Consider the following 13,660-nt stretch of genomic DNA (forward strand, 5'->3'; position numbering starts at 1 on the left):
CGAGCCCGGTTCGTATCAGAGAGCGACGGGAGGTGATCACCGTGTCGAGTACCCAGCCGTCTTCCGCGGACCGTCCTGGCCACGGGCCCACGGGCCCTCTTGACCAGGAGCCGGTGAGCGAGCTGGTGCAGCGTGCCTCGCGGCAGCTGACGGAGCTGGTCCGCACGGAAATGCGCCTGGCGCAGGCGGAGATGAAAGAGAAGGGCAAGCGGTACGGCAAGGGCGGTGGCCTGTTCGGCGGAGCCGGGTTGGTCGGCTTCCTGATGCTGCAGGCTCTGGTGGCCACCGTGATCGCCGCACTGGCACTCGTGCTCCCGGTGTGGGCCGCCGCACTGATCGTCACCGCGGTACTGGGTGTGATCGCCGCGGTCATGGCCATGAGTGGGAAGAAGCAGGTCGAGCGGGCCGCACCGCCCGCGCCGGAACAGACGGTAGAGAACGTGAAGGCCGATGTGGCCGAGATCAAGGAGAGCGCACACCGATGACGCAGCCGCCCCACGACGAGCCCACCGCCGACAGCCCCGAGGAGCTGCGCGAGCAGGCCGAGAAGACCCGCCAGGAACTCGGCCAGACCGTCGAGGCCCTCGCGGCCAAGACCGACGTCAAGGCCCGCGCCCAGGAGAAGGCGACAGAGGTCAAGGAACATGTCGCCGCCAGGGCGGACGAATTGAAGGAACAGGCCTCCCTCAAGGCCGCGGAGCTGAAGGACAAGGCGGCGCAGGCCGCCGGCCAACTGCAGGACAAGCTGCCCGGTACGGTGAAGGAGAAGGCGGCTGAGACCGCCGGACAGGCTCGGGCCGCAGCCGCTCAGGCCGGCCAGGTGTGGCAGGAGAAGGCGCCCGAGCCGCTGAGGGAGAAGACGGCCCAGGGCGCGCGGATGGCCCGTGACAAGCGCGGCCTGCTCCTGGCCGCCGCCGGTGTGGCGGTCGTCGCGTGGATCGTCTGCCGCCGCCGCGAGGGCTGAACGGGCTGAAGGTCCCCGACCCGGCCCGGCTGACGAGCGAGACCACGGGGTGCCGGTACGCGAGTACCGGCACCCCGTTCGCGCACCGCCCTCCGCACCTCCGCAGGGGACAGGCCGAGCAGTATGTGCGCCGCGGCTCCGAGCAGCCGGGGTGAGCACCCCCTGCCGGCACTGCACCGCGGCCGCCTCCGATGTGCGGCGCCGCCGTCTCCGTAGGCGAAGGGAGCCGGTTCGGCCGGTTCAGCGCTCACCACGACATGGGCGTCGAAGCCAACCCCCGGCTCCCACCACCGTCTCCCCCCCGTCTTCGTTCAGGTCGCGATGGTGGCGAGTCCCGCGATGCCGACGAGATAGACGATGACGGCGGTGACGCTGTCGATGCCCATCCGCGCGTACTGGCGGCGCGGACGGAAGACGAGTCCCGCCATGTAGACGACGGTGAGGATGATGCCGAGCGCGGTGAGGTAGATGTCGGTGTCGTGCGCGGCCGGCAGGACGGGCTTGCCGGAGATGATCGTGGCCGGGAGGAACAGCACGGGCAGGAAGGCGTTGCCGCCGAAGATGTCACTGACGGCGAGCTGGTAGTCGCCGAGCTTGGTGGAGGTCAGGCCCGTGCTGACCTCGGGCAGGGAGGTGGCCGCGGCCAGCACGGTCGCGCCGAACAGCACACCGCTCAAGCCCTGCCGGGCGAAGAACTCCTCACCACTGCGTTCGATGACCACGCCCGCCACCAGGGTCGCCAGCGCCGCCGCGGCGAACACGAACGCGGCGCGGCGGGTGCCGACGCCCTGGTCCGTGGCGGCCTTCTCCTTCTTCCCGCGGGAGTGGCCGCGCGGCTCGGGCTGGCTGTCCGGGGCGTCACCGCCCTCCCGCCACGGCAGACCGCGGCCGGCGCGGTTCAGGAGCACCAGGCCGATCACCCACAGCACCGCGATCGCCACGGACGCCGGGGCCAGCCGGGCGGCATGCAGACCGGGGGAAAGCTGGGTCCCCATGACCACCACGGCCAGGACGACCACCACGAGCGCGCCTTCCAGCACCAGTTGCAGGCTCGCGGCCAGACGGGTCAGCGGTGCGCGGGGACGGACCCCGGCCGCGTCCAGGACGGCCAGGACGACGGTCTGGATGGCGATGCCCCCCAGGATGTTGCCGACGGCGACGTCAAGCTGGCCCGCCAGGGCCGCGGAGACGGTGATGGCGATCTCGGGCAGGTTGGTCGCGATCGCCAGGAGGACGAGCCCGCCCAGGGCGCTGCCCAGATGGAGGCGTTCGGCCAGGACGTCGGTGGTGTCGGACAGTTTGATGCCCGCGTACCAGATGACGGCCGCACTGACCACGAACAACCCCAGCAACACCGCAGAACTCGAAGATCCCATGCGACGGCGAGTACCCGCCGAAGGTAGTGACCTGGCATGCGCAGGCCCATACGAAGGTCAAGCAGTCCTGCCGACACGGACGGGTGCGACGGCGTCGTCACCGCGCCGGGTCCGAGATCGACGGCGGTCTCCCGCACGACGCCCCAGGAGTTCCACGCTTGCGAGCCGGCCGTGAAGGGCCCGCGTCGTCGCCTGCGGGACGGACGAGACGGTGGACGTCCGCGCCACCGGCGTCACTCTCGGCGGGCACGGCAGCCCGCCCGCACCCTGCACACGCCGAAGGCGCCGCCGCGTTCCGGCTGCGGCTCGTCGGCCGGCCGCGGGTGCCCACCGGCCACGCCACGGCCGCCGTCGCCGTCGGCCGCCGTCGCGGTGGGCCGCCGGGAAGCCGGGCCTTGAGGTCGCCGTGATCACCGGGATCGCCGAGCTGCCGTCCACCGCCTCGTCCGGTCGCCGTGGCGGGCGGAGACCCGTCCCCGGGCCGATGACGAGGCCGAGACGAGGGGGTGGCCGACGGCCATGATCACCGCTGCACCACCGGCCTGGTGCGGATGGATAAACTCGGTCACGACGCGCGTACCGCCACGATCACACGTCGGTCCGCACGCCACCGGGGGCGCTCAGGCCGTGGCCCACGAGGTGTGGCACGCCCGGCTGCCCCCCGCGGGCGGCACCCGATGCGTCGGCCGGAGATGTCCGATGCCGCCCGTCCGCACTATCGTGTGGGCAGCCTGCCGGGAGCGGCGCCGTGCGGGTCGGCCGGGACCGACCGGTCGGCTGGAGCACATGTGCGTCGTCGGTGACCCGGCAGCGTGCGCGCAGCCGCCGGGCCCGTGGTCACCTGGGCCGGGCGGATCGTGTGCGGAGGAGTCGGAACAGTGAGGGTTACGAGGGTGATGGCAACAGCCAGTGACATCGAGAAGGCCGCCGAGGTCCTGCGTGCGGGGGGTCTGGTGGCCCTTCCCACGGAGACCGTCTACGGTCTGGGCGCCAATGCCGAGGACCCTGCCGCCGTCACCCGTATCTTCCAGGTCAAGGGCCGCCCGCCCACTCACCCGCTGATCGTCCACATCGGCGGCGCCGAGCACCTGGACGACTGGGTGGAGGAGGTGCCCGCGACGGCGCGTCTCCTCGCCGAACACTTCTGGCCGGGGCCCCTCACGCTGGTCCTGCGGCGCGGCCGGAAGGTGCCCCTCGAAGCCACCGGTGGCCTGGAGACGGTGGCCGTGCGCGTGCCCGACCACCCCGCTGCCCTCGCGCTGCTCTCGGCCTTCGGCGGCGGGGTCACGGCTCCGTCCGCGAACCGCTTCGGCTCGGTCAGCCCCACCACGGCGGACCACGTGCGAGCGGAGCTCGGTGATGCCGTGGACTTCGTCCTGGAGGGCGGGCCCTGCGGGGTCGGCGTCGAGTCGACCATCGTCGACGTCACGGGCGAGACCCCGAGCATCCTCCGGCCCGGCGGGGTGACCCGCGAGAGCCTCGAAGCGGTGCTGGGGTGCCCGGTCGAGGTGCCCTCCGCGAGCCATGTCCGGGTGCCGGGTCAGCACCCGTCGCACTACGCGCCGCGGGCTCGGGTCGTCCTCGTCGAGCCGGAGGAGGTCGTCGCCGAAGCGGGGCGCGCGCAGGAGCGGGGGCACCAGGTGGGTGTCTTCCTTCCGCCCGCCTTCGCCGACGCTCCGGTCAAGGCGCACGCCGTGGTGGCCGTGCCCGAGTCCATGGACGCCTACGCGCGGGGGCTGTACGGGTACCTGCGCGAGCTCGACCAGCAGGGGTGCGACCTCATCGTCGCGTCCCTGCCGGCGGACGAGGGACTGGGGCTCGCGATCGCCAACCGGCTCCGACGCGCCGCGGGGCCCCGGTCGTCCCAGTGAGCAGGTGACGTCCCGGGTGGCCTGGGTGCGGACCACCGCACCCAGGTCGCCGGCCGGGACGACCTCCGAGCTCCCGTCGGCAGGCCGGTGACACAGGCCCGCGACGGCGTCCCGGACGGCCTCGACACCTCCGGCAGCACGCACGGGCAGGAGCCGAGCCCGCGCCGCCCCCGGACCCGGCCCCTTGCCCGCCCAGGGTGGCCACCACCGTCCACCGGTTCCTCCAGCAGAGGCCACGGCGACGTCACCACCCCCCGGACACGGACACCGTCACCGCCCGCAGCCCGGACACCGTCACGGTCGTCACCACCCTTCGCGCCGGGCGCGTACGCCCCGGGCGGTCGGCATACGCCGTAGCGCCTAGCTCCGCCCACGGCCCCGCCTGGCGAGGAGCCGACCCCGCCGGGGACGAGGCGCCGGCCTCCTGCCCGGCGCCCCTCCAGGCGTCCGTCCCGTGACCGACCCCATGACGGCAGTACGCCGACCTGCTCATGCTCCCCCAGGAGAACCCCAGCCCCGCGCCCCGCCGGCGGTCCGGGCCGCCCACCTGACCGCGATGGTCACGGTGCCGACCGGCGTCTGGCGCATCGTGCTCGCGACCGGCCACCCGGCCGGATACACGGAAGCCTGTTACGCGGCCCTTGGCGTGACTGGGTGGGGCGTGGCGTACCTGACCGGCCTCGGTCCGTCCGGCGAGGCGCTCGCACCGCTGACGCTCGGTCCGGTCCGGCCTTGGGGCGAGGTGGTTCCGCGCTGGATCCCGCGGTTCGGTGACCGCCCGGTCCATCGCCCGGCCGTCACGCTGGTCGCCGGACTCAGCGCCGTCGCGTCGACTGTGCCGTGGGCACCGTTCGCCGTGTGGAGGGCCATCCCTCATCGCGATCTGACCGGCCTCGGCGCCACCGTCATCGGGTTCCTCCACCGCCCCTTGGTCGCCTTGGTCGCCTGGGGACGCGGGGAAGTCGAAGAGCGCCGCGTGGCCGTCACCCCGGCGCAGATAGCCTGTGCGGATGGAGCGGATGCAGCGGGCCGCCGGCGTCGTCGTCGGCTCAGCGGTGGGTGACGCCCTGGGCGGCCCCTTCGAGTTCGGTCCCCAGGGAGCGTTCTCCGCGCGGTTTCCGGTGCCTGGTGCCGGCGGCGAGATGAGCGGAGGCGGCGGCTGGGATCCCGGTGAGGCCACGGACGACACGCAGATGGCCGTCCTGGTCGCGGAGTCCCTGCTGGAGCGGGGCGGACTGGACCTGCCGGACATCTTCGCCCGGTTCCAGCGGTGGGCCGTATCGGAACCGAAGGACATCGGCCTGCAGACCGAAGACGTCCTGACCAACGGCATGCCCTGGGACCTCGCCGCCGCGGCCCATTTCCAGGTCAACCGACGGGCGGCCGGAAACGGCTCCTTGATGCGGGCATCGACCTCCGCGGTCCGCTTCGCGGCCGCCGGCCCGGAAGCCACCATGGACGCCGCGCGCCGCATCGCCGCTCTCACCCACGGTGACCGCGCGGCCTGGGAAGGAACCGCGATCTTCCACGAACTCGTCCGCCTCACGTTCGAGGACACCGATCCCCTCGCCGCGCTCCCGGACATCCTGGCCCGTGTCCACCCCGAGCACCGCGGTCGCTACGCCACCGTCCTCTCGCCCGACTGGCACCCCGATCAGGCGACCGAGTTCAACGGTGCCGTCTGGCCCTGTCTGGGCTCCGCCGTCTGGGCCCTGCGCACCACCACGGGCTTCGAGGACGCACTGCGCGCGGCGATCGACCTCGGCGGTGACACGGACACGGTCGCAGCGGTGACCGGGGGCGTACTACGGGCTGGACGCGATTCCCGCCCGCTGGACCCAGCCGCTCCACGTCCCCCTCCCCGGATTCGACGGACGAGTGCTGCGCCTGGCGGATCTGACCCGCCTCGCACACCGTCTCGCGGACTGCTGAACCGGGGCCTGTGCTCTGCCCGTCGGCCCCCGCCCCGCCCCGGTTCGGCGGACGGATCCGAAGACGTGTCCCGGCGCACCGGCATCGAGAAGGATCTCGTCGTACGACGTCACCGGGTCGGGTCGGCGGCCTCCATGGCCCCCTGCGCGCTGCGGACTCTGCGCGAGGTCGCACCGGTCTGCGGGAGGACCACCGCCGGAGACGACAGCGACTCGTCGCGGCCGAGATCGTCGGGATGTGTGGCGTTCTTGCTGATGTTGCAGCGTCGGTGGGCGGCGCGCATGTTGCCGCGTACGTGGTGACCGCCGAGGGCCAGCGGTAGGTGGTGGTCGACGCTCGCCGCCTGCGGGTGGTAGCGGTCGACGTGCTTCGGTATCCCACCGCCGCACAGCTCGCAGCGCCAGTCGGCCGCTTCGACGACGGCCAGGGGGTCGACGTCCTCGAAGTACGTTCCGGGCAGGGCGCGAGCGGCCGAAGTCAGTCGGAAGCCGTGGATCCGGGCGGCCGGTGTCCTGGTCACGTACGCGGGGACCACGGGCCTGTCGGCGGGACGGCAGGACTCCCGGCAGTAGTCGTCGAGGACCGACGGATCGAGCGTGGAGTCGCAGCCCCGGCAACGGCGTTCGCACCAGGCGATCTGTGCCGTGTCGGCCAGGTGTCTGTTCAGCCGCTGGAGGAAGGGAACGGTCATTCTTCTCCTCCGTCCTCCCGCATCCGCAGCGCCGCGTGCCGGCCGCAGTCGCAGGTGCGGGCCCGCCGCAAGCGGATCCCGAACCGACTGGGGCGGGGAATCCGGACGATGGCGCCGCCGGAGCCGAACTGCCGCAACACGCAGGTCCCGCCGAACACTTCGTCGAGCCGCTGCAACGCCGTCTCGGCGGTGGCATCGGAGACGGGCGGGTCGAGGAGCACGTTCCGTTTGCTTCGGAGGCTGTGCGGGATGCCGTCCAGAGCCTCACGGACCTCGTCCTGTACGTGCTCCAGGTAGTCGACCTCGCACATCGTCTGGAGCTTGCGGCCGGGCAGCGCCTCGCGGACCTCCTTCGCCGCCGCTTCGGAGGCCTCTCGCAGGTCGACCGCCTGCCGCGCCCTGTCGCACGCTGCGAGGACCTCTACGGCCGTCTCGGTGGTGAGGCGGTCCGAGTTCTCGCGGGCGATCGACACGTGCACGTTGACGAGGTGGGCGGCACGGCTCTGCGGGGTCTCGCGCTCCGTGTCGGCTGCGTGCTGTTCCAGCCTGGCGGCAGCGTGCGACAGGTTCCGGAGTTCCTCGGAGGTCAGCGAGGCGTCCCCGGCCTCGAACCGCGAGCGGAGGAGGGCCAGGCGCGCCGCGTCCAGGCCGGCCGCCCGAGCGGCGTCGTTCTCCAACTCGGTGATGAGGTCACGCTCAGCGGTCGCGGAAAGCACGTGCGGTCGTACCGACGCGTCCTGCTCCTGCGCCGTGTCGCCCCACAACGGCGCGGCCCACCGCTGTTTGTTCCGGGTGCGACGGATGAAGTACTCGATTGTCTCCCTGTCGTCGGCCGGTCCGGCCAGATCTTCCTCGGCGGCTGTCAGCAGCCCCGACTCCTCGGCCTGTCGCAGTACTTCCCGTTGGGCCTGCACGGGCGTGGCACGGGACATCGACAGCGCGACAGGCACGAGCCCGCGCAGCGAGAGGCCCGGCACCTGGTCGAAGATCGTGCTTCTGGCGCCCTGATGGGGTTCGGGCGTGGCACGGCGGCTGATCCGGGAGAGCTCCGGTGCCGAGTGGCGCATGAACACCAGCGAGGTCCACACGGCCTCTTCCTCCGCGTCCACGCCTTGGCCCTGGGACGCCACCGTGACCAATCGGGCCAGTCGATCCGACTCGTGGAGCAGGTAGGCGAGCACCCCGGCAGGCCCCTGCCGTACGGGGGCGACGCGTGGCTTCAGGCGGAAGTCGGGGTCGATACGCCTGAGGGAGGCGGCCAGCGCCTCGCGGAGTTCCCTGTGCACCGCTGGAGCATCGGCGCGGGACACCTTCTGGGCCTCGGACAACAGCCGTACGGCATCGGTGAGTGCAGCGTAGAGAGGCGGCGCGCCTCCCATGACGGGTACGTTCAGCATGGCGGACAGATCATGACAGGTCCACGACGCACGCGCCCAGCCGGTGGCTGCTCCAGTCCCACCCGCTGGGAAGCCGGCGGGCACTGCGGTCGCCGGCCCGCTCGCCGCGGCTCCGTCACCGAGCCTCCGTCGCGCCGGTGTGTGGTCAGCGGTCCAGTGCGGGCAGGTGGGCCAGACCGGTGTCGTGCATGATGCGGTCGATCGTCTCGTGCAGGGCGCTGTCGGCACCGATGACGGTCTCGATGCCGCCGGGCAGCAGATCGCACGGCCGGTACCAGTCGCGCAGTCGCGTCTCGTCGACCTCGTCCGCGATCGGCTTGGTGGCATGCCGGGCGAGGGTCTCACCGAACGGTACGTCCAGGTAGTAGCCGTGGGTCGGGCCGCGGTGGTCGGCGCGCAGTCGGGCGAGCATGTCACCGTAGCGGTCGGCGTGGAGGATGCCCTCGACCACGACGTGATAGCCGGCGTCCAGGGCGTACCGTGCCGTCAGGTCGATCAGGCCGATGTTCGCCGCTCCGGGCCGGTCGTGCTCACGCAGGACGATGCGGCGAAGGTTGTCCTGGCCGACCAGGGCCAGGCCGCGGCCGAACCTCTCGCGGAGGCCGGCCGCGACGGACGACTTTCCCGAGGCGCTGTTGCCGCGCAGGACGACCAACCGGGTTTCCTCAGTGCCCACCCTCACAGCGGTCACGCTATCGTCCGCCGGCACCCTCGCCCGGGGAGTTGCGGGACACCGTCGGTTCCGACGCCTGGACGAGTGACTTCTCTCCTCGTGCGCGGGGCTCAGCCCCGGTGGTACCCAGCCAGTTCTGCCGCCCCGGGGTGGCTCGGTCGCTCGCCCCGGGGCGGCCCGGTCGAGCCGGCCGGCACGAGCCGCGGCGCAGTAGTCCGCGTACGGCACAGTCGTCCGCGTACAGGACAGTCGTCCGGCGTACGGGACGGGCCCAGCCGGCGGGTGACCTGACCGGCCCGGTTACGGCCGGGAGGCGGGGACTGCAAGCCCAGGGGGACCGGCCTCGCGGCTGGTGCGGGACCCCGCGCGGTCGCAGTGCACCCAGCTGCGAGCGGCGGCGGTGACGGCGGTCGCCCGCCATCACGAACGCTCTGCGACAGCCTGCCTGGCCGACAGCACCGGAGGCGGCCGGGTCGGCACGGAGACTGCCGCTGACGATGGAATGGATGCGGCCGCTCCCGGACCTCTGAGGCGAGTCGCACGCCGGCGGAGGCTCGGAGGCGCCCCGGTCTCAGGTGCTGCGCGAGTCCGTGACGAAGGGCGGCGGACGGTGGGCAGCGGCATTGCGCATGGCTCACGGCGCATGCCGCAGTGTGTTCGGCGCCGGATCCGGCTGCGGCGTCCTGCGGTCGAGGTCGTCTCCCCGGGCCGTGTACCCGGCCTCGCCGGGTCGTTGCCGTGCTGATCCCCGCTCTCTATGCTGTGGCGGCTGTGCTGCACGCTCTGGGGGGAGACACGTATGGCGCTGGAGTCCGGTAGCGAGACCCTGACGGTCAACGTCCTTGTTGTCGGGCCGTCCAAATCGGGCAAGACGGTCTACCTGGCGAGTCTGTTCAAGTACATGGGGGTTCAGGACCGCCGGGTCGGTGCCATGCTGACCACGGACCTGGACACGCGGAAGTACCTCCTGGACGGTGTGTACGCCATGGTCGCGGACCCGGCCAAGGACTGGCCGGCGTCGACCCGGCCCGCGGACGCGCGTGAATACCTCTTCGACTGCAAGACCAGGTACAAGGGGCGCAACTGGCCGCTCCTGCGGATCCGTTACCTGGACTACGCCGGTGAACTGTTCACCGACGCGTCGGCCGACGAGGACAGTTCCGATCGCGCGCGGGAGCTCGAGCAGCGCGTGGAATCGGCGCACACCGTCCTCTGTCTCCTGGACGGACAGAAGATCCTCGGCCTGGTCCGGGGCGAGGAAGAGGGCCTCCAGCACTTCCACACGCGCATGTCCACGATCTTCGGCCTCCTGCAGCAGGTGGAGAAACCGGTCCACTTCGTGGTGACGAAGTGGGACCTGCTCAGCGGTCTGGAGGCGTCCGAGAAGGAGAGTCTCGCCCGCGTCCGTGACGAGCTGATGAGGGTCAGGGATTTCGCCCTCATCGTGGACAACGCGGTCCTGCCCGGCGCGCTGGCCGTTCCCGCGGTCAGGTTGATTCCGGTCAGCGCCGTGGGAAACGGTTATGTCCGGCCCCGGGAGAACGGCCGGATGGAGAAGATCCGGGGGAGAATCCCCCGACCCCTGCACGTGGAAACGCCGTTGCTCGCGGTTCTGCCCGATCTGTTCAGCCAGGTCTTCGACTCGCTCGACGAAGCGACGCGCAGGCATCTGCTCAAGGCGCTCCAGAGCGAGACGCGGCTGACACCGGCCGAGAGGGTGAAGTGGATCGCGGGAATCATCGGTGACCGTCTCACGAAGGTGATCACCGGTACGGTCGGCACCGTCACCGGCAAGGGTTTCGAGAAGGCAAGTGAGACGGCCGTGCACGCGATCACCGCCAGCCTCAGGGAGCGAGGCGACCTGAAGCTCGCCAAGCGTGTGGAGGGCCTCGGTGAGGTGGAGGCGCTCTCCGAGGAGGCCGCAGCGGCGCGGCGGATCGCGGTGGACCGGATGAACTCCGCCTTGACCGACTTCACGGCGCAGTGGCCCGCGTCCGTGCTCCGCGACGGACAGCCGTTGTGAGTCCGGTGGCCGGCGGGTGGCCGTTCCTCGTCGCGCCCGGCCGTTCCGTCGGTCACCGGACCGTCCTGGTCCCCCGGTTCCTGGCGGAGGCCGGGCAGTCCGGAGTGCTGCGCGACGCGATCAGCGGCAGCGTCACACCGAAGGACCGAGTGGTGACGACCGTCATGACACGCGGGCACGCCCGCCACACCCTCGTCTACCGGATCGCCCACATCGCGGAGGCGGAGTGTGCTCCCGACGCCCCCCGTCCTGCTCCGGCCGACCCGCCGTTGGGTCCGGACGAGCTGTTGCGCGATGACGCCGGGCGGCCGATCGAGATCGCCTACGGCCTCCTGTTCCGGCCCGGGGCTGCCCCCGGAGGGCAACTCGTCCCGGCGGACCTGGCGGACGCGCGCGCCGAAGCCGTCGTAGCGTTCCGTCGGTTCCTGAGGGAGGAGGGACCGGGCTTCCGACCGCAGACGTCCGTGCCGACCGGCGCGGCCGGCCTGGCGGGGTCGTCCAGTTCGCCGCCTCCCTCCCAGGCTCCCCACTCCCCCGCCGGGCCGTCGACCGCCTCCTCCGGTCGGGAAGAACGCTGCGTGACCTCGGCTTCCGTCCCGACCAAGCCTGCGGACCGGCGCGTTCTCTGGTGGCTGCTGGGCGCGCTCGTGGTGCTCGTCGCCGTACTGGCCGCCTTGCTGTGAGGCCGGCCGGCGGACCGGACGAGCAGCTCGATCCGGTCTCCCTCGTCGCCCGCGTCTCCCTCGTCCCCCTTGTCTGCCTTCTCTGCGTTATTGCAGTGCGGGGTGCAGCCTCTCGCGTACGCTCCACGGTTCCTGGTCGACGCCCACTCCGTCCAACGTCATCCCCGCGAAGAGCCCCAGGGCCCCCGAGAGCACGCCCAGCAGGAGGCCGGCCCAGTACGGGACGACGTCCAGCAGGAAGGGCAGCGCGAGGAGGGCACCGGCCGCCGCGACGCCCAGGTGCCGGCCGTGCACCTTCGGGAAGTAGCGGGACGGCCGGGGAAGCGGCGTGACGGTCAGCGTGGTATCGGTCGCGCACACCGGGGCGCCACCCTGCCGCAGGTAGGGCGTGTAGTCCTCCTCCTGCGTCACGCCCCAGACCACATGGCCGGAGTCGGAGACGAACGCGGCGGAGACCTTGCGCTCCTTCTCCGTGCCCGCGATGTCGCGCCACCGGGTCGGCCAGCACAGCCAGCCGCCGTGACCCACGAGCCGGGCAGCGGCATGGGTCAGGTGCTTCTCGCTGACGATGACGCTGTGGCCGGCGTGCGTCGTACCGAGCCGGACGGTCCCCAGGCCGTCGGACTCGCCCTCGGGGACCAGCTCGATGTAGTACGAGGACCTGACGCCGATCCGGCCGACACCCTTGCCTGTCGGGTACCGGTACGTCTCCCGCACGGGGGTGCCGAACCGGACCCGAACCGCGTGCACGGCGCCCGCGGCGGCGTCCTCCCTGAGCATGCGCTGCGCGGGATCGAGATGGCTCTGGAGCAGGGAGAGACCGCACAGCGACAGCGCGGTACCGAGGAGGAAGGTGAGCACGACGAGCAGGTCGCCCAGCAGCGACTCGCGGCCCTCGTTGGCGGCGCAGGCGGCCGCGTAGGGTGCCCACACGGTGAGGTAGGCCGCCGCGATGAGCCCCCAGTCCCGGCGCAGCGCTCCCAGCCTGCCGGGGACCGTCTTCCGGACAGGCGCCGTCGCCGGCAGCGGTTCCGCGAGCGGGGCCGCCCGGGAGGCCAGCACCCAGCCCAGGGCGAAGAGCGAGGCCAGGGCCAGGGACACGACCATGTCCAGACGCGGCCCGGTGGCGCTCCGGAAGGTCGCCGCGCCCCATGCGACGGCTGTCGACAGCAGGGCCGCCGCCCCCAGAGTCGTGGCGAGCGGTGTGGAACGGTGCTGCATGCGGTCTCCCCCTGACCCCGGTGTGAAGATCCTGTGCGCGGCAAGGAGAGTACGCCCTCGTGATCAGCCTCCGGAAGGGCGTCGCACCGGTGGGCGTGCGTGACCGGCCCCGGCCCTCGACAGTCCGTCGCCTGAGGGCCCGGTCACCGGCGCTCAGGCAGGCCCGCCGGCCGAGCCCGCCGTCGGAGGCGGCGAGTTGCGCGGCCACGGCGCGCCCAGCTGCTCCGACGCGGCGGCGCGGAACGTCTCCACGAGCGCGGAACCCGGATACGTCCCGAACACTCGGTACTGCCCGCGGTAGTAGCACGACCAGTAGCTCACCACGCGTCGCTCCGTACGCGCGAAGAAGAGCGGGTTGGCCCTGATGAACTCCCCGTAGAGCCTGCGCCGGGCCGAACCCGGGACGGCGAGGTCGGCAAGCCCGTGCCTGATCACGTCGACGATCTCCACCACGTACTCGCCGGCCAGCTGCAGCACGAACGGGACCACCCACGGCTCCCTCGATCCCACGATCCGTTCGAGGTGGCGCTGACGCACCCGGCCGTCGTGATGCCGGGTGTACAGGCAGTGCAGAATCACCTGCTGCGTTCCGGTCAACAGGTGCTCCCAGTCCGCGACCGGCTCCTCGTTGTAGATGCGCGAGGGGATGGCGACGGTCTCGCCCTGCACCTCGACCTCGAAGGCGTCCGCCGGCTCGAGTCCGGCGTGAGGCACCAGTGCCAGGACGGTTTGCACGTCGCCGGCGAGGTGGGCCGGAAACGCCGCCACCAGGACACGGGCGACGTTCGAACGACTCCAAGGCCACTTCACGTCACGAGGATAGGCGGCG

12 protein-coding genes and 1 pseudogene are annotated in these 13,660 nt (G+C 72.1%); 7 read left to right on the forward strand and 6 right to left on the reverse strand.

Going from position 1 to position 13,660, the window contains the following annotated elements:
* The first annotated feature begins 113 nt into the window (after window positions 1-113).
* Entirely contained in the window at window positions 114-485 is a 372-nt protein-coding gene (locus ACZ4VF_RS30770; protein WP_467930079.1) for a phage holin family protein, read from the forward strand.
* Window positions 482-964 (forward strand): DUF3618 domain-containing protein, encoded by a 483-nt coding sequence (locus tag ACZ4VF_RS30775; RefSeq protein WP_467930080.1) that lies wholly within the window; start codon window positions 482-484, stop codon window positions 962-964. The genes ACZ4VF_RS30770 and ACZ4VF_RS30775 overlap by 4 nt, the downstream gene beginning before the upstream one ends.
* Window positions 965-1,275: 311 nt before the next feature.
* Here ACZ4VF_RS30775 and ACZ4VF_RS30780 read toward each other — a convergent pair whose 3' ends face one another.
* Window positions 1,276-2,340, reverse strand: coding sequence for a sodium:calcium antiporter (locus ACZ4VF_RS30780; protein ID WP_467930081.1), 1,065 nt, complete (start codon window positions 2,338-2,340; stop codon window positions 1,276-1,278).
* Window positions 2,341-3,236: 896 nt separating this feature from the next.
* Here ACZ4VF_RS30780 and ACZ4VF_RS30785 point away from each other — a divergent pair.
* The 3 genes and pseudogenes from ACZ4VF_RS30785 to ACZ4VF_RS30795 all read left to right on the forward strand — a co-directional run bounded on the left by ACZ4VF_RS30785 (window position 3,237) and on the right by ACZ4VF_RS30795 (window position 6,143).
* Window positions 3,237-4,211 carry an L-threonylcarbamoyladenylate synthase gene (locus ACZ4VF_RS30785; protein WP_467930082.1) on the forward strand — a complete coding sequence of 325 codons (975 nt, stop codon included), beginning with the start codon at window positions 3,237-3,239 and terminating at the stop codon, window positions 4,209-4,211.
* A 556-nt stretch (window positions 4,212-4,767) separates the two neighbouring features.
* Entirely contained in the window at window positions 4,768-5,274 is a 507-nt protein-coding gene (locus tag ACZ4VF_RS30790; RefSeq protein WP_467930084.1) for a hypothetical protein, read from the forward strand.
* Window positions 5,222-6,143, forward strand: a pseudogene (locus tag ACZ4VF_RS30795) (ADP-ribosylglycohydrolase family protein). Before ACZ4VF_RS30790 ends, ACZ4VF_RS30795 begins: the two are co-directional and overlap by 53 nt.
* A gap of 109 nt (window positions 6,144-6,252) precedes the next feature.
* Here the strand turns inward: ACZ4VF_RS30795 and ACZ4VF_RS30800 are convergent.
* The 3 genes from ACZ4VF_RS30800 to ACZ4VF_RS30810 form a co-directional block, all read right to left on the reverse strand.
* Window positions 6,253-6,834: an HNH endonuclease gene (locus tag ACZ4VF_RS30800; protein WP_467930085.1), complete on the reverse strand. Its 582-nt coding sequence runs from the start codon at window positions 6,832-6,834 to the stop codon at window positions 6,253-6,255.
* Window positions 6,831-8,231, reverse strand: a complete 1,401-nt coding sequence (locus ACZ4VF_RS30805; protein WP_467930086.1) for a hypothetical protein — start codon at window positions 8,229-8,231, stop codon at window positions 6,831-6,833. Before ACZ4VF_RS30805 ends, ACZ4VF_RS30800 begins: the two co-directional genes overlap by 4 nt.
* Window positions 8,232-8,376: 145 nt before the next feature.
* Window positions 8,377-8,922 (reverse strand): P-loop NTPase family protein, encoded by a 546-nt coding sequence (locus tag ACZ4VF_RS30810; protein WP_467930088.1) that lies wholly within the window; start codon window positions 8,920-8,922, stop codon window positions 8,377-8,379.
* A gap of 781 nt (window positions 8,923-9,703) precedes the next feature.
* On the opposite strand from ACZ4VF_RS30810, the gene ACZ4VF_RS30815 reads away from it, so the two are divergent.
* Window positions 9,704-10,927 (forward strand): TRAFAC clade GTPase domain-containing protein, encoded by a 1,224-nt coding sequence (locus ACZ4VF_RS30815; RefSeq protein ID WP_467930089.1) that lies wholly within the window; start codon window positions 9,704-9,706, stop codon window positions 10,925-10,927.
* Window positions 10,924-11,610 (forward strand): hypothetical protein, encoded by a 687-nt coding sequence (locus ACZ4VF_RS30820; RefSeq protein ID WP_467930090.1) that lies wholly within the window; start codon window positions 10,924-10,926, stop codon window positions 11,608-11,610. The genes ACZ4VF_RS30815 and ACZ4VF_RS30820 overlap by 4 nt, the downstream gene beginning before the upstream one ends.
* Before the next feature lie 87 nt (window positions 11,611-11,697).
* On the opposite strand, the gene ACZ4VF_RS30825 is transcribed toward ACZ4VF_RS30820, so the two are convergent.
* Window positions 11,698-12,831 carry a hypothetical protein gene (locus ACZ4VF_RS30825; protein WP_467930091.1) on the reverse strand — a complete coding sequence of 378 codons (1,134 nt, stop codon included), beginning with the start codon at window positions 12,829-12,831 and terminating at the stop codon, window positions 11,698-11,700.
* Window positions 12,832-12,984: 153 nt separating this feature from the next.
* Window positions 12,985-13,641 carry a hypothetical protein gene (locus ACZ4VF_RS30830; RefSeq protein ID WP_467930093.1) on the reverse strand — a complete coding sequence of 219 codons (657 nt, stop codon included), beginning with the start codon at window positions 13,639-13,641 and terminating at the stop codon, window positions 12,985-12,987.
* Window positions 13,642-13,660 lie beyond the last annotated feature (19 nt).

The sequence above is a fragment of the Streptomyces sp. NPDC029151 genome, from assembly GCF_055564315.1.

What these genes read in the sequence shown, in the direction of transcription:
- ACZ4VF_RS30815 (WP_467930089.1), top strand. Translation starts at nt 9,704, where the DNA reads ATGGCGCTGGAGTCCGGTAGCGAGACCCTGACGGTCAACGTCCTTGTT.
- ACZ4VF_RS30805 (WP_467930086.1), bottom strand. Translation starts at nt 8,231, where the DNA reads ATGCTGAACGTACCCGTCATGGGAGGCGCGCCGCCTCTCTACGCTGCA.
- ACZ4VF_RS30790 (WP_467930084.1), top strand. Translation starts at nt 4,768, where the DNA reads ATGGTCACGGTGCCGACCGGCGTCTGGCGCATCGTGCTCGCGACCGGC.
- ACZ4VF_RS30775 (WP_467930080.1), top strand. Translation starts at nt 482, where the DNA reads ATGACGCAGCCGCCCCACGACGAGCCCACCGCCGACAGCCCCGAGGAG.
- ACZ4VF_RS30800 (WP_467930085.1), bottom strand. Translation starts at nt 6,834, where the DNA reads ATGACCGTTCCCTTCCTCCAGCGGCTGAACAGACACCTGGCCGACACG.
- ACZ4VF_RS30780 (WP_467930081.1), bottom strand. Translation starts at nt 2,340, where the DNA reads ATGGGATCTTCGAGTTCTGCGGTGTTGCTGGGGTTGTTCGTGGTCAGT.
- ACZ4VF_RS30785 (WP_467930082.1), top strand. Translation starts at nt 3,237, where the DNA reads ATGGCAACAGCCAGTGACATCGAGAAGGCCGCCGAGGTCCTGCGTGCG.
- ACZ4VF_RS30825 (WP_467930091.1), bottom strand. Translation starts at nt 12,831, where the DNA reads ATGCAGCACCGTTCCACACCGCTCGCCACGACTCTGGGGGCGGCGGCC.